This is a genomic window from Rahnella sp. BIGb0236, from assembly GCF_004364755.1.
Taxonomy (GTDB): domain Bacteria; phylum Pseudomonadota; class Gammaproteobacteria; order Enterobacterales; family Enterobacteriaceae; genus Rahnella; species Rahnella victoriana.
This window is the reverse complement of the sequence record NZ_SOAO01000004.1, coordinates 223966-244742: the sequence shown is the minus strand read 5'-3', so window position 1 is coordinate 244742 and position 20777 is coordinate 223966. Positions and strand designations below refer to the sequence as shown.

Here is a 20777-nt window from a genome sequence, read left to right as displayed (position 1 = left end):
GCGTGTTACGAAGCCGTAAATGAGTCTTTGACTTTATTAGTAATTGATGACTTTCGCAACAAATTGAACCGTTGTTTTATTCAGCTTTCGACGTACTGCCATCAAAGTGACACATCACTGTCATGCGCCCTGATTATGGTCGGGAGACTTCAACCGGAGGACATCCTATGTTCAGCATGGATACCCTGTTTCAGGATCTCGACCCGCAGCAAAAAACCCCTTCATGGCAACGCCATCTGTTAAAAATCCTGTTCCGCGAAAAAGAGTTCCACCGCTTTGCCGACCAGTACCGGCACCTGAAAGGGATTGATATGGCCGAGCAGGTGCTTGAGCATTTTGCCATCCGCTGTGAACTGACCGAACGCGACCGGGAACAAATCCCGAGTTACGGCCCGGTGGTGATTGTGGCGAACCATCCGATCGGAACGCTGGACGGACTGGCGCTTCTGCACGCCGTGGCGTCGGTGCGTCCGGACGTCAAAGTGGTGGCAAATCAGTTGCTGTCGCTGGTCTCGTCGCTCGGCAGTCTGATGATCCCGGTGGATAACATGGGCAACCGCACGCGGCGCAATCAGGTGACGCAAATGCAGGAGCATCTGGAAAATCAGGGCGTGCTGATTGTGTTTCCGGCAGGCGAAGTCTCACGAATGAGCAGCAAAGGCGTGCGCGACGGCAAATGGCACACCGGTTTTATCCGCCTCGCCGCCAAAGCCCGTGCGCCAGTGGTGCCGGTGCATATCAGCGGCAGCAACAGCGCGCTGTTTTATCTCAGCTCAATGATTTACCGACCGCTCAGCACACTGCTGCTGGTGCATGAGATGTTTGGTCAGCGCGGCAACAGCCTGACACTCAAAATTGGCGCACGCATCCCCTACTCAGGCTGGCACGACGGCCAGATGCAGGCGGGCGATCTGGCGGCACGTTTCCGCAAACATCTTTACCGTCTCGGCGCGGGCAAGCCGGGGTTGTTCCATACCGAAACGTCCATTGCCCGTGCGGAAGACCGCGCGGTGCTGAAACACGCACTGGAAGCCAGCGAAGTGCTGGGCAAGACGCCCGACGGCAAGATGATTTATCTCTACCGCCGCCACGGCGAAGACACCGTGCCGATCTTGCGCGAGCTGGGGCGTTTACGTGAAATCGCCTTCCGCGCTGTAGGCGAAGGCAGCGGCCGCCGTCGTGATCTCGACGGCTATGATGACGATTATTATCACCTGGTGTTATGGGATCCGCAGGCGCTGGAAATTGTCGGCGCTTACCGGTTTATCCCCACCGCAGAACACGTCGCCAGCAAAGGGCTGAACGGCATCTACAGCCAGAGCCTGTTTCATTACGGCCATCAGATGGATCCGATCCTGGCGCAGGGTATCGAACTCGGACGCAGCTTTATTCAGCCCGCCTACTGGGGCAAGCGCGGGCTGGATTATCTGTGGCTTGGTATCGGGGCGTATCTGTCGAAATATCCGCAGACCCGTTATCTGTTCGGACCGGTGTCGATTTCCGGCGGTATGCCGTTGCCGGCTCGCGATCTGCTGGTGGCGTTCTACCGGCTTTATTTCCCGCCGACGCTGCCGCTGGCGACCTCACGACGCCCTTATCCGGCCTCGCTGCCCGACGTGCTGGCGCAGTTTTGCGGTGATAATTATCAGGAAGATTTACAGCGCCTGAAACGCCTGCTGGCGAATCTCGGATGCAGTATTCCGGCACTGTATAAACAGTATTCCGAACTTTGCGAAACCGGCGGCGTGCAGTTTATTGATTTCGGCAGTGATCCTGAGTTCAGTCACTGCATCGACGGGCTGGTGCTGGTGGATCTCAGCCAGTTAAAACCGGCCAAATTTGAGCGATATATTGGGGTGCATCACTGACGCTGCTGGCAGCGTGATTCAGAAACAAAAAGGGCGCAAAAAATTGCGCCCTTTTTATGGCAAACCATTCACCGCATCAATATATATAACCAATATATTCTCTCCGCATATTTTGGTTATTTTATTGTAATGATTTTTCGCTTGTTTAGTAAATTACGCCATTTTCTTCCAGCAATTTTTGCATTACCCTTATTTCTTCTTTATAGACAAACCGCACCTGATTCCCACCGGAATATACGCTTTGTTCGTCAATAAAGGCCAGGCAGGGAAAGGAGTCCGGCACAGATTCAGTGAGAACCTCTTCTAATTCTTCATCAGTGAAGATCGAAGCATTCAAAGGGTTATGGTTGATATTTAAAAAATCTTCCATAAACCATTTCTCAAAATTGGATTTATCAGTCAGGACTTTCATCACACCTTCTTTTCATCAGTTCGGCCATAGATGTTATTAGGCATTTCACTTACCCGATACACAATAGAGTTTTTTCGAAGTCGTGATTTGAAATATTTTCATTACCCACCTTATGCCTTTGATTAGAAAGAAAATATGAACAATAAATTTGACTATAACCTCATAAAAACCCTGGTCCTGATCTTTGAAACAAGAAGCATGACAAAATCCGCACAGGCGCTGGGCATATCATCGCCCACACTGACCTATGCATTAAATAAACTGCGTGATTATTATAATGATCCGTTATTTTTCAAATCCGTGAAAGGACTTAAAGCCACGCCGCTCGCGAACCAGCTTTATCCCTCCTTCAAGAAGATTGACGAAGAAATATCGCATTCCGTGATGATCACGACGGATGTTACCCCTGAAATCTCTAATGTTATTATCCGCACCAACACGATGATTGAATATTATCTGATGGATAAATTATTAGAAAACAACAAATTTCCGGAAGAACTTAATTTTACATTTAACAACCGCATCATGCTCGAAGATCAGCGGGTCACCGCGCTGGTCTCGCGGGAAGTCGATATTGATATTGGTTCCGCCATTAAGCTAAATCATTCGTTTATTTCGACCAAAATCGCCCAGTCGCGCATCATTGGTTTATGCCGTGACGGGCATCCGCGAATTAAAAATAAGCTCAGCAGCGAGCAATGGATGGCCGAAGAACATATCGTACTCAGCTCTGCCGAGACCAATGCTTATCTTCCTGAAAAACTTTATGGCCTGTCCCATCAGAGAAATATCCGTTATCGCTCTAACTCGTTGCTCAATATGCTTTATTGCATTGAGAAAAGTGATTTTGTTATGTTTTTCCCGGCGTTTCTGCTCAAACATATCCCGGCACATCTCGCCCTGCGCAGGGTAGAAATCCCCTGGATGGAAGAAGATACGCTGGATATTTATGCCTATATTCACAGCAAGGCGAAAAATGATGAGCGGCTGGAAAGAATTATCCAGCTATTGAAAAAGTAGATAATCATTTTCAGCGCAATAACCTGCGAGAAAATATCATCCGGCCGCTCAGACATTCATTTATGGCTTATTCACATCCGCCACAGCAATGGTGTAAATCACGACGGTATTGAGCGGCGATGCACCTTTGTCGTCTTTCGCGTTTTCGAGTGTGGATGGCGGGATCACCACCGTTACCTGCCCCCCTTTACGAATTAATTTCACGCTGTCACGCAACACAGGCGGCATTTCCGAAATGCGGAAAATCTGATAAGCATTATCGACCTGCGGCCCGTCAATGACGGTGCCATCAACCAGGGTGCCTTTATAATTGATCTGCACGGTATCCGTATCCTTCAGCGCCGGACCTTCACCCTTATTATCAATCAGATATAATAAACCCTGCTTCGTCTTTTTGACGCCTTCCTGTTTTGCAAAAGCCTCAATATAGGCTTTATCTGCCGCCTGTTTTTTCGCATTTTGCGCCTGCGTCAGCACTTTGACCTGCTCATCAAACGTGGACATGGTGAGACGGATATCTTCGTCGCTCATCTTGCCCTGATGACTAAACGTATCTGCGATACCGGCCAGCAAAATATTCTTATTCAGGGTGATATGCAGATTTTTCTGCACCGCGAGTTGCTCCTCGATAAAGTGCGCCAGCATGACACCGCTGGCATACGCCCGCTTTTGCTCTTCACTTTCCAGCATGTTTGCCGGTGCAGGTTCAATACCCGCCGCTTTAATACTTTCTGCGGTCACCTCTTCAGAAGGCGACGCTTTCACCGGCGGTGCAGCCGCAGGTTCCGCAGCCGCGTGCGGCGTCGCGTCTGACGTCTCAACCGGTACCGCATCCGGCTTTACTGCCTGAGCTGGCGCAGGCGCTGTCTCATCAGCTTTCACCGGTTTCTCCGGCACCACAACAGCCGGAGCGGTGAGCGCGGCCGGTGGCGTCTCCACCGCAGCCTGTTCAGCCGCATTTGAAGACGAAGCAAACCCCGACAATGTCAGGAGGCTGAACAGATAAAGTCCTTTAGGGCGTGAGAGGTCCATAACTTTCCTTGTGAATTGTTGATTGTAGGTTGCTGATAAATATGACGCAGATTTCCTCCCGGCACCCCCTCGGCAGGGGGAGGCGCTAAAAATCATTTCACCGCAAACGATCGCGCCATCAGATCCTGCGCGCATGCCCACGCCGAACTCCAGGCCCACTGGAAGTTATAACCGCCCAGCCAGCCGGTGACGTCCACCACTTCGCCGATGAAATACAGACCCGGCACCTTCGCGGCGGCCATGGTTTTTGAGGATAATTCTTTGGTATCGACACCGCCGAGCGTCACTTCTGCCGTGCGGTAGCCTTCGGTGCCATTCGGTTGCACCTGCCAGTTTTGCAGTTGTTCAACCAGTTCGGCCTGCTGCGGCACATTCAGCTGCTTCAGCGTGACATCCGGTAACTGACCGAGGGTTTGCAGGCATTCGACCAGGCGTTTTGGCAGTTGCATCGCCAGCGTATTTTTCAGGCTCTGGTTCGGATGTGCCTGACGCTGTTCATTCAGAAACGCCGCCAGATCGACATCAGGAAGTAAGTTAACGCTCACAAACTCGCCAGGCAGCCAGTAACTTGAAAGCTGTAAAACCGCCGGGCCGGACATGCCGCGATGGGTGAACAGGATGCTTTCACGGAAAACAGTGCCATCTTCCGCCGTCAGTACCGCAGGCACTGACACGCCGGAGAGCGTCTGTAAGTGATCCAGCAGCGGTTTATGCAGGGTAAAAGGCACCAGACCGGCGCGGGTCGGCAGGACTTTCAAACCAAACTGTTCGGCAAGACGGTATCCAAACGGCGAAGCGCCCAGTCCCGGCATGGAAAGTCCGCCGCTGGCAATCACAAGTGAGTGAGTACTTACAGTTGAGCCGTTCACCTTGATAATAAAGCCCTCTTCGGTTTTCTGAACGTCGGAAATCTCGCTGCGCAGACGCACATCGACATGACCCAGTTCGCATTCCTTATCGAGCATTGCCACAATTTGCTGGGCAGAATCATCACAGAACAACTGACCGAGGGTTTTCTCATGCCAGGCGATGCCGTAGCGGTTGACCATATCGATGAAATCCCACTGGGTATAACGCGCCAGCGCGGATTTACAAAAATGCGGGTTTTCGGAAAGATAGGCAGCGGGTTCGGCGTAAAGGTTAGTGAAATTGCAGCGTCCGCCGCCTGACATCAGAATTTTACGCCCGGTTTTTTTCCCGTTATCCAGCAGCAGAACCCGGCAGCCACCTTGTCCGGCCTGTGCTGCGCAGAACATACCCGCCGCACCTGCACCAATGACTACCACATCAACCTGTTCCACTTTTGGCCTCTCTTTATGAAAATTCAACTACGTTTTAGATAGGGTTTACCCCTTACCGATGGGCGTTCAGGCCGCATGATGCCGCGGATTGTAAGGGACAGCCGCCGCTTAGACCAGCCAGACTGTCCGCTTTCTGAACGTCGTAAGTAAATGTTTCTGTGAGTAAAGAGGGAATAACGTTTTGATAAATAAAAATTTAATTGAAACAAAGCCAAATATTGAACTGTTTTTAGTCAAAAAAATGTCATATTTTCCTTTTCCCGTCCCCCTGTTCTCGCAGATAATGCGCGGCGTTCATGACCACTAACTGGCGTAACAATTATGCTGCATCTATTTGCCGGATTGGATATTCATACCGGTTCTTTATTGATTCTCGCGTTACTGTTTGTTCTGTTCTACGAAGCCATTAACGGTTTCCATGACACAGCCAACGCAGTAGCAACCGTCATCTATACCCGGGCAATGCGTTCGCAATTAGCGGTCGTGATGGCAGGGGTATTTAACTTCTTTGGCGTCCTGCTCGGTGGTTTGAGTGTGGCCTATGCCATCGTCCATTTACTTCCAACCGATTTACTGCTTAACGTGGGTTCCGCACATGGCCTCGCCATGGTGTTCTCTATGTTGCTGGCGGCGATCATCTGGAACCTCGGCACCTGGTACTTTGGCCTGCCGGCGTCCAGTTCCCACACGCTGATTGGTGCCATCATTGGCGTCGGGCTGACCAATGCATTAATGACCCACACGTCTGTGGTCGATGCGTTAAACATCCCGAAAATGATCGGCATTTTTGCATCTCTGATTATCTCACCGCTGGTCGGGATGATTATGGCAGGCACCATGATTTTCCTGTTGCGCCGTTACTGGAGTGGCAACAAGAAACATGCCCGTATCCACCTGACGCCTGCTGAACGTGAAAAGAAAGACGGCAAGAAGAAGCCGCCATTCTGGACCCGTATTGGCCTGATCCTGTCGGCTATCGGCGTGAGTTTCTCTCACGGCGCAAACGACGGACAGAAAGGTATCGGCCTGATCATGCTGGTCTTGATCGGTGTGGCACCGGCAGGTTTCGTGGTGAACATGAGCGCGACCGGATACGACATTACCCGTACCCGCGATGCCGTGACCCACCTCGGTCAGTACTATCAGCAGCATGTGGATGCCGTGCCTCACGTCGTTGCGCTGACGCCGCTGGTGCCTGCACCGGACGTCAACATTGCGCCTACCGACGAGCCGAAAGTGTTCCACTGCGACAGCAGCCACGCACTTGACGCCATTGGGCGCGCTCAGACCCTGCTGACCAATTTGCAGTCCTACAGCGACCTGTCACCGGAAGAACGCAGCCATATGCGTCGTCTGCTGATGTGTGTTTCTGATACTGCGGATAAAGTCGCGAAGCTGCCGGAAACCTCCGTGGCGGACAAACGCTTCCTCGGCGAGCTGAAAACCGACATTCTGCAGACGGTCGAATACGCGCCTATCTGGATCATCATCGCTGTGGCGCTCGCACTGGCCATCGGTACCATGATTGGCTGGAAACGTGTGGCGACCACTATCGGCGAGAAGATTGGTAAGAAAGGCATGACCTACGCACAGGGCCTGTCTGCCCAGCTGACGGCGGCGGTGTCTATCGGCGTGGCCAGTTACACCGGCATGCCGGTTTCCACCACGCACGTACTGTCTTCTGCGGTTGCAGGTACCATGATTGTCGATGGCGGCGGTGTGCAGTCGAAGACGGTGAAAAACATCGCCATGGCGTGGATCTTAACCCTGCCAGTGTCGATTGTCCTTTCCGGCGTGCTGTACTGGATTGCGCTGAAGCTGATCTGATCCTTATCTGACCGGCATTAAAAAGGCGACTCTGCTCAGCAGGTCGCCTTTTTTGTTTCCTTTTCCACACATCCTCCCTAATTCATAACCAAAGTAATTGGAGTTGCAGCAAGGCAGCAAGCGAGAGAATCCCGATGAGCTGACACAGGTCAGTGATTCGGGTGAACGAGAGCCGCTAACGCCGCTGCAGCTTCAAGTACTAAGGGTATGCTAATACCAGATCAGCATCGCTAACATACTGATCAATATTAATCCGACCAGTGCAGTTGTCAGGATAAACTGACCGCGGACCCGTTCACAACGGCGGATAAACTCAGGATCGTGATGTTCAACGTAGCGCTGAGCATAAATATAGCGCACCAACCTTATTTGCTTGCCGGGCTGACCGTGAGAAGTAAAAAATCCCCCGCCATCGACGTACTGATACAGCAGCGGATCGCACCCCCGCAGGACCACCAGCAATGCGCGCAAAGAAGAGTAATAACGCAGCATATTCACTACACACACAAAACATAAAGCCCAAAACAGCGCAACGGGACTGATCATGATTCCCCCTCAAGGCGAACTGACCCCGCGCAATGCACCTCTGCTTACCGGCGCACACCCGACGTTTCGCCCTGCCTTTCCGCGATTTCACACCTCCGGACAACCTGCGCCCGCCCTCTTTTCGTATCACAGAAGATTGCCAAAGCAGGAGAAGCCTGCATTATTCAGTGTAGGAAATGAATGCGGAACTGTTCATATTATTTGCATCTATAGATTTTCAGATATGGAAATGGGATCTGTATGCTTGATTTATTTGGCCATTTTGGCGCTATACTGAAGTCATGACATTCGCATGATGCTGATCTTGCTATTTACTGACTTATGGAAGGAGTTTTCTTATGGCTTACAAACACATACTTATTGCTGTGGACCTGTCGCCGGAGAGCAAAGTTCTGGTCGAAAAAGCCGTTTCCATGGCGCGTCCGTATAACGCCAAAGTGTCCCTGATCCACGTCGATGTGAACTATTCAGACCTGTATACCGGCCTGATCGACGTTAATCTGGGTGACATGCAGAAACGTATTTCCGAAGAAACGCATCACGCGTTAAATGAACTGTCGCAAAATGCCGGCTATCCGATTTCAGAAACCCTGAGCGGCAGCGGTGATCTGGCGCAGGTGCTGGTCGATGCCATCAACAAATATGGCGTGGACTTAGTGCTGTGCGGCCATCACCAGGATTTCTGGAGCAAGCTGATGTCTTCCGCACGCCAGCTGATCAACACCGTTCATATCGACATGCTGATCGTGCCTTTGCGTGATGAGGAAGAAGAAGCGTAAAACGTATTATTGCGTTAACGCTGACATAAAAATGCCCGCAGGTGAAAACCGGCGGGCATTTTTTTTTGTCTTTTAGCCGCAAAAAACTGGTTAATCTGTGAGCAAGCGCGTAGCCTGTATATACAGTATGTTTTTATATTCAGATATAATTCACATCCATTTGTTTATTATGAATAATAAATAAAAATAATGGGTATATACGGACGAAGCTTTTCATACAGGATGTATTATGAAAATCCAGTTTTCACCGGCAGTGAAAGAGAAATTGCTTGTAAAACACAGTGTTGTGGAAAAAGAAGTCTTCGAATGCTTTGCAAACCGCGAGGGCAATTATCTGAAGGATATCCGCGAGCAGCATCAGACAACGCCACCCACCTTGTGGTTTATTGCTGAAACGAACAGGGGAAGGACGCTTAAAATCTGCTTTATCCCACCCCACAACGGGCTTCCGGCACAGCTGAAGTCCGCTTTTGAACCTAACGAGATTGAAAGGCGAATTTACGCCAGTAAAGGTGCTCTGTGAAAACCGGCAGTAACACCCATAATTTAGAGGAAGACATTATGACAACCCGCCACGACGCTCAGGATAATGCAGACATGTGGGATAACCGCGATCTGGGTGCATCCGAAGAACACGCAGAGGCAATCTCCCCCTCTCTTGCGGCTGAGTTCGATGACATGATGGAACTTCAGGCGATCTCTATCAGGCTGCAAAAATCGCTGCTCAGTAACCTGAAAACTATCGCGGCACATCATCAGATTGGCTACCAGCCAATGGTCAGGGATTTGCTTACGCGTTTTGCAGAAGCGGAAATGAAAAAGATCCTGATTGACCAGCTAAACAAGATCGACGAAGCACAGCGTGATCGCGAAAAAACCGTGCCAGTCACTGAGTTTATTGAAGATTTGCGTAATCAGGCATGAAAATTAGAAACCAGAACGTATGTGCAGTGCGTTCTGGTTTCTGTTTCATCTCGTTGTGATTTTTACAACAGCGGCTGTCTATAACGGCGTATAGATATCAAACCGGTGGCTCTTGGTCACCACTGCGGCCTGTGCGGCGATGTCGGCCATCGGCGGAGCATAGTCCGGGCGTTTCACGACAATGCGTTTTGTCGCTAACCGGCGTGCCGGTTCCAGCAGGCCATCGGCATCTTCGTCAGGGCCGACTAATCCCTGAAATACCCGCATCTCTTTCTTCACCAGCGCACTTTTCTGTTTATGCGGATACATCGGATCGAGATACACCACTTCCGGTTTAGGCGACAGTTCCGCCAGCGCGGTCAGGCTGGAGGCGTGCAGCAGCGTCATGCGCTCACGCAGCCACGGACCGATTTCTGCATCGCGATAACCGCGCGCCAGCCCGTCATCGAGCAGCGCCGCAACCACCGGATTGCGTTCCAGCATCCGCACCTTGCAGCCCAGCGACGCCAGCACAAACGCATCACGACCCAGTCCGGCGGTCGCATCGACCACATCCGGCAGATAGCTGCCTTTGATGCCGACGGCTTTGGCTACCGCCTCACCTCGCCCGCCGCCGAATTTGCGACGGTGCGCCATGGTGCCGCCGACGAAATCGACATAGATCGCGCCGAGTTTTGGCTCGTCACGTTTGCGCAATTCCAGACGTTCAGGCGTCAGCACCAGCGCCATCACGGCATCCGGATCAGACGTCAGGCTCCAGCGCTGCGCCAGAACAGATAAGGCGCCTTCATCGGCGCCTTCTTCACACAGTAAACACACACTCACAGGCAGAGGTTATCCTTTGATTCCGTAGTGGCGCAGCATAGCATCCAGCTGCGGCTCACGCCCGCGGAAGCGTTTGAACAGCGCCATTGGCTCTTCGGAACCACCACGCGACAGGATGTTATCCAGGAACGACTGACCGGTTTCGCGGTTGAAAATCCCTTCTTCTTCGAAGCGGGAATAGGCGTCGGCAGACAGCACTTCTGCCCACAGATAACTGTAGTAACCGGCCGCATAACCGCCTGCAAAAATGTGGCTGAAGGCGTGCGGGAAACGTCCCCATGACGGTGACGGCACCACGGCAACCTGTTTCTTGATTTCAGCCAAAGTTTGCAGGATTTGCGCGCCTTTCGCCGGATCGTATTCCGCGTGCATGCGGAAATCGAACAGGCCGAACTCCAGCTGACGCAGGATGAACAGCGCCGCCTGATAGTTTTTCGCCGCCAGCATTTTATCCAGCATTTCTTTCGGCAGCGGTTCGCCGGTTTCGAAATGACCGGAGATGAACGCCAGTGCGTCCGGCTCCCAGCACCAGTTTTCCATAAACTGGCTTGGCAGTTCGACGGCATCCCACGGCACACCGGAAATACCGGCAACGCCCGGGGTGTCGATGCGGGTCAGCATATGATGCAGGCCGTGACCGAACTCATGGAACAGCGTGGTGACTTCGTTATGCGTGAACAGCGCCGGTTTGTTGCCCACCGGGCCGTTAAAGTTACAGGTCAGGTACGCGACCGGTTTTTGCAGTTCGCCGTCGGCTTTACGCATACTGCCGACGCAGTCGTTCATCCATGCGCCACCGCGTTTGTGTTCGCGGGCGTACAGGTCGAGATAGAAGCTGCCGCGCAGGTCGCCGGTTTCATCGAACAGGTCGAAGAAACGTACGTCTTTATGCCAGGTTTCGACGTCTTTACGTTCTTTGGCGGTGATGCCGTAAATGCGTTTCACCACTTCGAACAGCCCTTCCAGCGCACGCTGCTCAGGGAAATAAGGGCGTAACTGCTCGTCGTTGATGGAGAACAGATGCTGTTTCTGTTTTTCACCGTAGAACGGCAAATCCCAGGCTTCCATCTCATCCACACCGAAATGTTCTTTGGCGAAGGCACGCAGTTGCGCCAGCTCCTGCTCGCCCTGCGGACGCGCACGTTTTGCCAGACCGCTCAGGAAGTCGATCACCTGTTTCGGGCTTTCGGCCATTTTGGTGGCGAGAGACATATCCGCGTAGGATTCAAAACCTAACAGCTGTGCCAGTTCGTGGCGCAGCGCCAGTTCTTCGGCCATGACTTCGCTGTTATCCCACTTACCGGCATTCGGCCCCTGATCGGAAGCGCGGGTCGCAAACGCGCGGTACATTTCTTCGCGCAGCTCACGGTTTTCGCCGTAAGTGATCACCGGCAGATAGCTCGGGATATCCAGCGTTAACAGCCAGCCTTCCTGCTCTTTCGATTCTGCCAGCGCTTTCGCCGCCGCCAGTGCGCTTTCCGGCAGACCTTTCAGGTCGTTTTCATCAGTGATTAATTTGCTCCAGCCCATCGTGGCATCGAGCACGTTGTTGCTGTAGGTCGAACCCAGTTCAGACAGACGCGCGGAAATTTCGCCGTAACGCTTTTGTTTGTCCATCGGCAAACCAATGCCGGACAGTTCGAAATCACGCAACGCGTTATCAATGGCTTTTTGCTGTGCCACCGACAGCGTGCTGAAATGTTCGCTGTCTTTTAAATCGCGGTATGCCTGATACAAACCGGCGTGCTGGCCGGTCCAGGTGCTGAATTCAGACAAAATAGGCAGGCACTGCTCGTAGGCTTCACGCAGTTCCGGGCTGTTTTTGACGGCATTGAGATGCCCGACTGGCGACCAGATGCGGCTCAGGCGATCGTCACTTTCGGCCAGCGGCTGACACAGATTTTCCCAGGTATAAGGCGCGCCCTGCGCGACCACACGTTCAATCGTCTGGCGGCTTTCTTCGATCGCGGATTTCATCGCAGGGACAATATGTTCAGGCTTGATCGCAGAGAAAGGAGGCAGGGAGAACGGTTGTAAGAGCGGATTCGACGCGTTTTGCTGTTCAGTCATAGGGCCAGTCCTTCGTAATAGCGTTTGGGGCTGATGCGCCGGTGGCGCACCACGCCGTGAATTCGGGTCGTCTTAAAGATGACGTAACTTCTAACATGCGGTCAAGTTGCGGGGAAATCAATGGCTGAGGGCGATTTCCCCCGGCCGCCACAGATATTCACGTTATCAATCACTCACGTCCGAATTATCAGGTTGCAGCAAGACCTGCCTCGCAATTTTCATCTTTGTCTGTGCCCGCCCGGTAAACCCTGTTTACAGAAAGGTTATTCGTGCTAGCTTTCTGTCATCTGGCATACGCCAGTATGGTTTTTCTACAAAACAGGGAGTTGGCAGGGAATGAAAACACTCAAAATTGTCACGCTGGGCGGCGGCTCAGGCTACACCCCGGAACTGATCGACGGCTTTATCCGCCGTTACGCCGAATTACCGGTCTCAGAGTTCTGGCTGGTGGATATCGCAGCCGGAGAGGAAAAGCTGAAAATCGTCGGTGCGCTGGCACAGCGGATGGTCAAAAAAGCCGGGCTGCCGATGACGGTGCATCTGACCACCGACCGCGAAGCCGCGTTGCGTGATGCGGATTTCGTCACCACTCAGCTGCGCGTCGGCCAGCAGGAAGCCCGTATTCACGACGAAGCGATCCCGCTGAAATACGGCGTTCTCGGGCAGGAAACCACCGGCGCGGGCGGCTTTATGAAGGCGCAGCGCACCATCCCCGTGCTGTTAGATTTGTGCCGCGATATGGAAAGACTGTGCCCGGATGCGTGGCTGATCAATTTCACCAATCCGGCAGGGATTGTTACTGAGGCCATCGAAAAATATTCGTCCATTAAAACGCTGGGCATTTGCAGCGGTGCGAACAGCATGATGATGGATATCGCGAAGGTGTATGACGTCCGGCGTGAAGACGTGTATGCCCGCGTGATGGGGCTGAATCATCTGATTTTTGCCGATCAGATTGCCGTCAGCGGCCATGACGTCACGGAAGAATTTATCGAAAAACTGGCACAAGGCAACGGCCAGAATCAACTGAAAAACATTCCCGAAACCGGCCTGCCACCGGCCTTTCTCCGCGCGCTCGGGCTTTATCCCCTTTCCTACCTGAAATATTTCTATCTGCGCCGGGAAATGGTGGCGCACAGCGTGAAAGACAGTCAGACGCACGGCACCCGCGGTGAACAGACGCGGGAAATTGAACGCCAGCTTTTTGAAATCTATAAGAACCCGCAACTTGAGAGCAAACCCAAAGAACTGGAAAGCCGGGGCGGCGCATATTACTCGGATACCGCCTGTTCAATCATCAGCGCAATTTATAACAACAAGCAGGAGATCCACGTCGTCAATACGCTCAATCGCGGTGCAACGCCGGATCTCGACGAAAACAGTGTGGTAGAAACCAACGCCATGATTGACCGTCAGGGCGCGCGTCCGCTGGCTTACGGGCGTTTGCCGGTGAAAATCCGTGGCCTGATCCAGAGCGTAAAAGCCTTTGAGGAACTCACCATCGAAGCCGCCGTGACCGGCGATTATTCCACCGCATTAATGGCGCTTTCGGTGCATCCGCTGATGCCATCGGTGAATATCGCTGAAAAAATTCTCGACGAATACCTGGCGGTTAACCGGCCTTTTCTGCCGCAATATCCACAATAACGGGCATAAAACATCATGATGAAATTCATAGAATCACGGCTGGTGCCGTGTCTGGTCAGGGTCGGGGATAACGTTATTCTGGTCGCGGTGCGTAACGGCATTACGCTGACACTGCCGTTTATTATTTCCGGCAGTATTTTCTTAATTATCGCCAATCTGCCCATTCCCGGCTGGACGGAATATTTAGGCACTTTTGGTGAGGCATTAAATGCCCCGGTGCTGGTCACCTTCGGAATTATTGGTTTAATTTCGGCAATGGGTATCAGTTATAATCTGGCGAAACATTATAAGCTCGACGGACTGACCTGCTGTGCGATTACCGTCGCCGTGTTCCTGATGGCGCAATTAAATGATGACTACACGCTGAACGTCGATAATCTCGGCGCGGCGGGGTTATTCTCCGCCATTATTCTTTCCATCCTCACCGTCTATATCATTCGCTTTTTTATCCAGCATAAGATCTATATCCGGCTCCCGGACAACGTGCCACCCGCCGTGCTGCAATCCTTTGTCAGCGTCATACCGGCGATTGTCTGTCTGGCGCTGGTGTGGTTTGTGCGGGTAATTTTGCATTTTGATATCAACGCATTCTTCACGCTGATCCTCAGCCCGCTGGTTATCGGCTTAGGCACGCTGCCCGGCATGTTAATACTGGTCTTTCTGATCTCACTGCTCTGGTGCTGCGGCATTCACGGCACCAACGTGCTGTCAGGCATTACCGCGCCGATATTCCTGAAGTTTATTGTGGAAAATACCCAGGCCTATCTCAGCCACCAGCCGATACCGCATATCTTCGCCGAAGGCTTCTATAACTTCTTCATCTGTACCGGCGGGTCCGGCGCGACAATGGGACTGGTGCTGGCGATGATGGTGTCGAAAAGTCGTTATTACAAATCGCTGGGCCGGATGTCATTTGCGCCGTCGCTGTTTTGTATCAATGAGCCGGTGATTTTCGGCGTTCCGATGGTGTTTAACCCGCTGATGATGTTGCCGTTAATTATCACGCCGATGTTGTTATGCACCATGTCCTATTTTCTGATGACCTTTAATATTATCGGTCGCCCGGTATTACAAATCCCCTGGACGATGCCGCCTTTGCTGAACGGTTATTTCGCCACCGGCGGCAATATTCCGGCGGCTTTGTGGTCAGGCGTCATGATTATTATTTCGACAATCATTTATTATCCCTTCTTCCGGCTGATGGAAAAGAAACAGCTGGCTCAGTAAGAAGCCGCAGTCCCGGTTAATGCTGCGCAGGTCAGCGCATAAATGCAGGCAACAACGGAAGGAGACATCATGAAAATAAACTGTGCTTTTGTGGGATTTGGAAAAAGCGCGACGCGCTACCACTTGCCTTACGTTTTACAGCGACGCGAGACGTTTCAGGTTAAAACGATTTTCGATATCGCCCGTCGCCCGGAGAGTGAAAAAGAAGAGGCTTATCAGGGGATCCGGTTTACCGATGATCTGAACGATATCCTGCATGATAAAAGCATTACGCTGGTCACGCTGTGTACGCCGCCGCAAACCCATTACGATTACGCAAAACTGTGCCTTGAGCACGGGAAAAACGTCATTGTCGAAAAGCCCTTTACCCGGACGCTGGCCGAGGCACAATCGTTATTCGCGCTTGCCGCCGAAAAAGGGCTGACGGTCACGCCGTATCAGAACCGGCGCTTCGACAGTTGCTTCTTAGCAGCTAAAAAAGTCATCAGCAGCGGCGTGCTGGGTAACATTGTCGAGTTCGAAAGTCATTTCGATTACTTCCGTCCTGACGCGCCTGATGCCCCGGCAGATTACACTCATGGCGCTTTTTACGGGCTGGGCGTGCATCTTGTCGATCAGGTCGTCAGCCTGTTCGGACGGCCAGAATATGTGCATTACGACATCCGTTCGGTGAGAAATAAAAACAACCCTGACGATACTTTTGAACTGCAACTTTATTACGGTGAAACCAAAGCCATAATTAAATGCAGCCATCTGGTGATGCAGCCTTACCCGAAATTTATTCTTCACGGGGAAAAAGGCTCCTTTATTAAACTGAATATCGATCAGCAGGAAACCTGTCTGAAAGCCGGGAAATTACCGGGCACACCGGATTTTGGTCAGGAAACGGAATATGGCGTGCTGAAATACATTGATGACAACGGCCACACCATTACCGAACATGTCGATGCGGGCAACGGCGATTATGGCCGCGTTTATGACGCCGTCTGTGCCACGATATGTCAGGGACGTGCGCCATATGTGCCAGCCGCTGAGGTAATGACCACAATGGAAATTCTGCACCGGGCATTTGAACAACCCGCGCCCGCGCTGATCAGGCTTCGCTAAAAACCCGCAGGCCGGGAGCGGAAGCTTCCGGTCAGCAGGGCATGTGTCTATACTGCTCAAAAATAAACCCTGACATGAAGAAGTTACGCCCATGGCCGCCCGTTACATTGATATTAAAAACAGCCTGAAGCAGGCGATCCTGCATAAAGAATATCGGGTCGGGGACAAAATCCCTTCCGAGCGGGAGCTGGCCGTCCATTATGAAGTGACACGGGTGACGCTGCAAAAAGCCATGCACATGCTGGAGCAGGAAGGTTTTATCGAACGTATTCATGGCAAAGGGATGTATGTCACCAAAGTGATTGAAGACAACGTTTATTTGCTCAATAACGGCACCAGCGATTCTATTCTCGGTTTTTCGCGTGAATTTAAAGATAACGTTAAAGTCTCCAGCCGCTTAATCAGTTTGCAGACCATCAAAGCCGGTGACGCAATCGCCAGCCAGTTAGATATTGATATAAATGATGAGGTCCATTATATCCGCCGCATCCGGCTGGTGGATAATATGCCGGTCCTGATCGAAGACTCCTATATTCCCTGTGCGGTAATAGACATTATTCCTGAGACGGTTTTACAACATGCCTCTTTATATGAATTCATTGAAAATAAAACTGGCCGGAAAATTAAATTCTACAATTCGGTGATTGAAGCCTCGCTGTTTGACGACACGCTTTCCGCACTGCTTGAGATTGAAACCGGTCTGCCGATGCTGAAAGTGTCGGGTGTTACCAAACTGGAAGACGGAAAAACCTTCAACTACTCAATCAGTTATAACCGCGCAGACAAATTTAAAATCAAGAACAGCTGGGTGGGAAAGTAAGATCAACCCTGCAACGTGAAGTATGAAGGGGGCAAACAGTTTATACTGTCGGCAATACGCCACTCCGGAACAATAAAGTTATGTTGAGTTACCGCCACAGTTTTCACGCCGGCAACCATGCCGACGTCCTGAAACACACCGTTCAGAGCCTGATCATTGAATCTCTGAAAGAAAAAGAAAAACCCTTCCTTTATCTCGACACCCACGCGGGTGCCGGGCGCTATCAGCTGAGCGGCGAGCACGCCGAACGCACGGGCGAATATCTGGAAGGCATCGCGCGCATCTGGCAGCGCGATGATATTCCTGAAGAACTGGCGGCCTACATGTCGGTCGTCAATCACTTCAACCGCAATGAAAATCTGCGTTATTACCCGGGTTCGCCGCTGATTGCCCGTCAGTTGCTGCGCGAAGACGACAAGCTGCACCTGACCGAACTGCACCCGAGCGATTTCCCGCTGCTGCGCAGTGAATTCCAGAAAGATGACCGCACCCGCGTTGCGCGCGCTGACGGTTATCAGCAGCTGAAAGCCCAGTTGCCACCGCCTTCACGCCGTGGCCTGATCCTGATGGACCCGCCGTACGAAATGAAAACCGATTATCAGGACGTGGTAAAAGGCATTCAGGAAGGCTACAAGCGTTTTGCCACCGGCACTTACGCGCTGTGGTATCCGGTCGTCATGCGCCAGCAAATCAAGAAAATGCTGCGTGACCTCGAAGCGACCGGCATCCGCCGCATCCTGCAAATCGAACTGGGCGTGCGCCCGGACAGCGATCAGCGCGGCATGACCGCTTCCGGCATGATCGTGATTAACCCGCCGTGGAAACTCGAGCAGCAGATGAACAACGTGCTGCCGTGGTTGCTCAAAGTGCTGGTGCCTTCCGGTACCGGTCATACTACAGTTAACTGGGTTGTGCCTGAGTAAGTAAAGCTTTTCCCCCTCGCTGAGGCCTTTTTCAAAGGTCTCAGCTATCAAACCTATCGCAATCATTGATCCAATCTTTTCCACAACACGTTAAACTCTTAACCAAATTTTGAGATTAACGACGCTGAATCAGTGTCTCCATTTTTCACAACTTACGGATAAAACGATGACCAAACATTATGACTATCTGGCAATTGGCGGCGGCAGCGGCGGTATCGCATCAATCAACCGTGCAGCCATGTATGGGAAAAAATGCGCGCTGATCGAAGCTAAAGAGCTGGGCGGCACATGCGTCAACGTGGGTTGTGTCCCGAAAAAAGTGATGTGGCACGCTGCGCAAATCGCGGAAGCGATCCGCAATTACGGCCCGGATTACGGCTTTGACACCACCGTGAACAGCTTTAACTGGAAAACGCTGGTCGCCAACCGTACCGCCTATATCGACCGCATCCACACTTCTTACGACAACGTGCTGGGCAAAAACAACGTTGACGTGATTAAAGGTTTCGCACGTTTCGTTGACGATCATACCGTTGAAGTGAACGGCGAGAAGATCACAGCGGATCACATCCTGATCGCCACCGGTGGCCGTCCGAGCCATCCGGATATTCCGGGTGCGGAATACGGCATCGATTCAGACGGTTTCTTTGATCTGACCGAAATGCCAAAACGTGTTGCCGTCGTTGGCGCAGGTTACATCGCGGTGGAAATCGCCGGTGTGATGAACGCGCTGGGTGCCGAAACGCATCTGTTCGTGCGTAAACACGCGCCGCTGCGTACTTTCGATCCACTGATCGTCGAGACGCTGGTGGAAGTGATGGAAACCGAAGGCCCGGCGCTGCATAAAGAATCCATTCCGAAAGAAGTGGTGAAAAATGCCAATGGCAGCCTGACGCTGAAACTGGAAAACGGCCAGGAATTTGAAGTGGACAGTCTGGTGTGGGCGATTGGCCGCGAACCGGAAACGGACAATTTCAACCTGAAAGCCACCGGCGTGAAAACCAACGATAAAGGTTACATCGTCGTCGATAAGTTCCAGAACACCAGCGTAAAAGGTATTTACGCGGTGGGCGATAACACCGGTGCCGTTGAACTGACGCCGGTTGCGGTTGCCGCAGGCCGTCGTTTGTCTGAGCGTCTGTTTAACAACAAACCTGATGAGCATCTGGATTACAGCAACATCGCCACTGTGGTGTTCAGCCACCCGCCAATCGGTACGGTCGGCCTGACCGAACCGCAGGCGAAAGAGCAATTCGGCGAAGAGAACGTGAAAGTCTATAAATCCGCATTCACCGCCATGTACACCGCCGTCACGCAGCACCGCCAGCCATGCCGCATGAAACTGGTGTGCGTCGGTGCTGAAGAGAAAATCGTCGGCATCCACGGTATCGGTTATGGCATGGACGAAATGTTGCAGGGCTTCGCGGTCGCACTGAAAATGGGCGCAACCAAGAAAGACTTCGACAACACCGTCGCTATCCACCCGACCGGCGCGGAAGAGTTTGTGACCATGCGTTAATTCGCGGGCATTGCGCTGAAAGCGCGATGAATTGAAAGGCTGCCACCGGCAGCCTTTTTTATTACCTTCAGTCCAGCAAAATCACTTTCGAACTGTCCGCCTCGAACAGTGGCTTACAGAGAATTTTATAACTGTCGCGGTCAAAATGGGGCACGGCGATATCGAATGCTTTAGCGGCTTCCAGTGTGCTGACGGTGCCCAGATAGAACCAGTGATTGATGACATGATAATCCGTCAGCCCGTTGGCTTCTTCGGCGATGGCGATGCGGCCCGGATACGGCCAGCTGCGGATTTTTAACGCGCTGAGCGCTTCCCGCAGGCGCGCCTGATGGGCCTCCGGCGATTCTTTACCGCAACAGACTCCGGCACATTTTCCCAGTGAGAAGCGGAAACAGGCGCGGTTTTTTGCCCCTTTTTCCAGCCCCAGTGCGCCGTAACAGAGTTTTTCCTGATCGGCGATATCACGGAGCTTTTCCAGTGCCGACATCTTCGTTTTGAACAGGCCAAACAGATCTTCACTGTGCGAAAAATCCACGTCATCACTGAACACAATGCTGGCCGTCAGCGCCTGAAGGCGGATAGAGCACAGTTTGCGGGCGGTGCGCAGACGCTTATTAAACAGCGGTCGCCGGGTTTTGATCAGATCCGATTCCAGCAACAACGCCCCCACTTCACCGATCGTTTTGATGAATTCAATATCGCGGGTCATGTGCAGAAGTTTGGCTTCGGCAGGATTGCGGAAGTGCGACATTACGCGGCTGCGGATATTCACACTTTTGCCGATATACAGCGGAAAGGCGTTGTCGTCGCCGTAAAAAATATAGACGCCGCTGCTGCCGGGTAAATTTTCTAAGGTATGGCGAAGGTGTTCAGGGTACTGATAAAGCTCCGTAAAAAGCTCTTTTTCGGGATTCCACAAAATAGCTGACC

The 20777-nt window shown here is 52.1% G+C and carries 19 protein-coding genes; 12 read left to right on the top strand and 7 right to left on the bottom strand.

All coding sequences use genetic code 11. The features are described 5' to 3' along the window. Positions 1-167: 167 nt before the first annotated feature. Positions 168-1868 carry a GNAT family N-acyltransferase gene (locus tag EDF78_RS10820; RefSeq protein ID WP_133823086.1) on the top strand — a complete coding sequence of 567 codons (1701 nt, stop codon included), beginning with the start codon at positions 168-170 and terminating at the stop codon, positions 1866-1868. Positions 1869-2013: 145 nt separating this feature from the next. Here the strand turns inward: EDF78_RS10820 and EDF78_RS10815 are convergent, their stop codons facing one another. After that, positions 2014-2280, bottom strand: coding sequence for a hypothetical protein (locus tag EDF78_RS10815; RefSeq protein ID WP_095923878.1), 267 nt, complete (start codon positions 2278-2280; stop codon positions 2014-2016). Between the two features lie 135 nt (positions 2281-2415). Between EDF78_RS10815 and EDF78_RS10810 the strand changes: the two genes are divergently transcribed. Continuing rightward, positions 2416-3300 (top strand): LysR substrate-binding domain-containing protein, encoded by an 885-nt coding sequence (locus tag EDF78_RS10810; RefSeq protein WP_133823085.1) that lies wholly within the window; start codon positions 2416-2418, stop codon positions 3298-3300. Positions 3301-3360: 60 nt separating this feature from the next. Here EDF78_RS10810 and EDF78_RS10805 read toward each other — a convergent pair whose 3' ends face one another. Continuing rightward, a complete protein-coding gene (locus EDF78_RS10805; RefSeq protein WP_166654455.1) occupies positions 3361-4332 on the bottom strand; it encodes an FKBP-type peptidyl-prolyl cis-trans isomerase N-terminal domain-containing protein in 972 nt (323 codons plus the stop codon). A 92-nt stretch (positions 4333-4424) separates the two neighbouring features. Next, positions 4425-5633: an NAD(P)/FAD-dependent oxidoreductase gene (locus EDF78_RS10800; protein WP_119825392.1), complete on the bottom strand. Its 1209-nt coding sequence runs from the start codon at positions 5631-5633 to the stop codon at positions 4425-4427. 321 nt (positions 5634-5954) lie between these two features. Between EDF78_RS10800 and pitA the strand changes: the two genes are divergently transcribed. Beyond that, positions 5955-7460: an inorganic phosphate transporter PitA gene (gene pitA, locus EDF78_RS10795; protein WP_119825394.1), complete on the top strand. Its 1506-nt coding sequence runs from the start codon at positions 5955-5957 to the stop codon at positions 7458-7460. Between the two features lie 210 nt (positions 7461-7670). Here the strand turns inward: pitA and uspB are convergent, their stop codons facing one another. After that, positions 7671-8006 (bottom strand): universal stress protein UspB, encoded by a 336-nt coding sequence (uspB, locus tag EDF78_RS10790; RefSeq protein ID WP_095923883.1) that lies wholly within the window; start codon positions 8004-8006, stop codon positions 7671-7673. Positions 8007-8344: 338 nt separating this feature from the next. Between uspB and uspA the strand changes: the two genes are divergently transcribed. From uspA to EDF78_RS10775, 3 genes are all read left to right on the top strand, one after another. Then, positions 8345-8785 carry a universal stress protein UspA gene (uspA, locus tag EDF78_RS10785; protein WP_014333460.1) on the top strand — a complete coding sequence of 147 codons (441 nt, stop codon included), beginning with the start codon at positions 8345-8347 and terminating at the stop codon, positions 8783-8785. Positions 8786-9014: 229 nt separating this feature from the next. Then, a complete protein-coding gene (locus EDF78_RS10780) occupies positions 9015-9308 on the top strand; it encodes a hypothetical protein (protein WP_047606423.1) in 294 nt (97 codons plus the stop codon). 38 nt (positions 9309-9346) lie between these two features. After that, positions 9347-9709, top strand: coding sequence for a hypothetical protein (locus tag EDF78_RS10775; RefSeq protein WP_014333459.1), 363 nt, complete (start codon positions 9347-9349; stop codon positions 9707-9709). A gap of 78 nt (positions 9710-9787) precedes the next feature. Here EDF78_RS10775 and rsmJ read toward each other — a convergent pair whose 3' ends face one another. Together rsmJ and prlC are read right to left on the bottom strand one after the other, a co-directional pair. Further along, on the bottom strand, positions 9788-10534 hold the full coding sequence (gene rsmJ / locus EDF78_RS10770) for a 16S rRNA (guanine(1516)-N(2))-methyltransferase RsmJ (protein WP_095923886.1): 747 nt from the start codon (positions 10532-10534) through the stop codon (positions 9788-9790). A gap of 9 nt (positions 10535-10543) precedes the next feature. Next, on the bottom strand, positions 10544-12604 hold the full coding sequence (prlC, locus tag EDF78_RS10765) for an oligopeptidase A (protein ID WP_119825396.1): 2061 nt from the start codon (positions 12602-12604) through the stop codon (positions 10544-10546). A gap of 336 nt (positions 12605-12940) precedes the next feature. Here prlC and EDF78_RS10760 point away from each other — a divergent pair, with 336 nt between their 5' ends. The 6 genes from EDF78_RS10760 to gorA all read left to right on the top strand — a co-directional run bounded on the left by EDF78_RS10760 (position 12941) and on the right by gorA (position 19847). Further along, positions 12941-14251: a 6-phospho-beta-glucosidase gene (locus EDF78_RS10760; protein WP_133823083.1), complete on the top strand. Its 1311-nt coding sequence runs from the start codon at positions 12941-12943 to the stop codon at positions 14249-14251. A 15-nt stretch (positions 14252-14266) separates the two neighbouring features. Next, a complete protein-coding gene (locus EDF78_RS10755; RefSeq protein WP_133823082.1) occupies positions 14267-15478 on the top strand; it encodes a PTS transporter subunit EIIC in 1212 nt (403 codons plus the stop codon). A gap of 69 nt (positions 15479-15547) precedes the next feature. Continuing rightward, positions 15548-16585: an oxidoreductase gene (locus tag EDF78_RS10750; protein ID WP_133823081.1), complete on the top strand. Its 1038-nt coding sequence runs from the start codon at positions 15548-15550 to the stop codon at positions 16583-16585. A 91-nt stretch (positions 16586-16676) separates the two neighbouring features. Further along, entirely contained in the window at positions 16677-17405 is a 729-nt protein-coding gene (locus EDF78_RS10745) for a GntR family transcriptional regulator (RefSeq protein ID WP_119825402.1), read from the top strand. Between the two features lie 80 nt (positions 17406-17485). Beyond that, positions 17486-18328, top strand: a complete 843-nt coding sequence (locus EDF78_RS10740; RefSeq protein WP_013573521.1) for a 23S rRNA (adenine(2030)-N(6))-methyltransferase RlmJ — start codon at positions 17486-17488, stop codon at positions 18326-18328. Between the two features lie 166 nt (positions 18329-18494). Then, positions 18495-19847 (top strand): glutathione-disulfide reductase, encoded by a 1353-nt coding sequence (gene gorA, locus EDF78_RS10735; protein ID WP_095923891.1) that lies wholly within the window; start codon positions 18495-18497, stop codon positions 19845-19847. A 67-nt stretch (positions 19848-19914) separates the two neighbouring features. On the opposite strand, the gene cho is transcribed toward gorA, so the two are convergent. Beyond that, positions 19915-20766, bottom strand: coding sequence for an excinuclease Cho (cho, locus tag EDF78_RS10730; RefSeq protein ID WP_119825404.1), 852 nt, complete (start codon positions 20764-20766; stop codon positions 19915-19917). Between the last annotated feature and the right edge of the window lie 11 nt (positions 20767-20777).

Excerpts from the sequence above, each read along its gene's own strand:
- EDF78_RS10820 (WP_133823086.1), top strand. The coding sequence starts at position 168 with ATGTTCAGCATGGATACCCTGTTTCAGGATCTCGACCCGCAGCAAAAA.
- EDF78_RS10815 (WP_095923878.1), bottom strand. The coding sequence starts at position 2,280 with ATGAAAGTCCTGACTGATAAATCCAATTTTGAGAAATGGTTTATGGAA.
- EDF78_RS10810 (WP_133823085.1), top strand. The coding sequence starts at position 2,416 with ATGAACAATAAATTTGACTATAACCTCATAAAAACCCTGGTCCTGATC.
- EDF78_RS10805 (WP_166654455.1), bottom strand. The coding sequence starts at position 4,332 with ATGGACCTCTCACGCCCTAAAGGACTTTATCTGTTCAGCCTCCTGACA.
- pitA (WP_119825394.1), top strand. The coding sequence starts at position 5,955 with ATGCTGCATCTATTTGCCGGATTGGATATTCATACCGGTTCTTTATTG.
- uspB (WP_095923883.1), bottom strand. The coding sequence starts at position 8,006 with ATGATCAGTCCCGTTGCGCTGTTTTGGGCTTTATGTTTTGTGTGTGTA.
- uspA (WP_014333460.1), top strand. The coding sequence starts at position 8,345 with ATGGCTTACAAACACATACTTATTGCTGTGGACCTGTCGCCGGAGAGC.
- EDF78_RS10780 (WP_047606423.1), top strand. The coding sequence starts at position 9,015 with ATGAAAATCCAGTTTTCACCGGCAGTGAAAGAGAAATTGCTTGTAAAA.
- EDF78_RS10775 (WP_014333459.1), top strand. The coding sequence starts at position 9,347 with ATGACAACCCGCCACGACGCTCAGGATAATGCAGACATGTGGGATAAC.
- prlC (WP_119825396.1), bottom strand. The coding sequence starts at position 12,604 with ATGACTGAACAGCAAAACGCGTCGAATCCGCTCTTACAACCGTTCTCC.
- EDF78_RS10760 (WP_133823083.1), top strand. The coding sequence starts at position 12,941 with ATGAAAACACTCAAAATTGTCACGCTGGGCGGCGGCTCAGGCTACACC.
- EDF78_RS10755 (WP_133823082.1), top strand. The coding sequence starts at position 14,267 with ATGATGAAATTCATAGAATCACGGCTGGTGCCGTGTCTGGTCAGGGTC.
- EDF78_RS10750 (WP_133823081.1), top strand. The coding sequence starts at position 15,548 with ATGAAAATAAACTGTGCTTTTGTGGGATTTGGAAAAAGCGCGACGCGC.
- EDF78_RS10745 (WP_119825402.1), top strand. The coding sequence starts at position 16,677 with ATGGCCGCCCGTTACATTGATATTAAAAACAGCCTGAAGCAGGCGATC.
- EDF78_RS10740 (WP_013573521.1), top strand. The coding sequence starts at position 17,486 with ATGTTGAGTTACCGCCACAGTTTTCACGCCGGCAACCATGCCGACGTC.
- gorA (WP_095923891.1), top strand. The coding sequence starts at position 18,495 with ATGACCAAACATTATGACTATCTGGCAATTGGCGGCGGCAGCGGCGGT.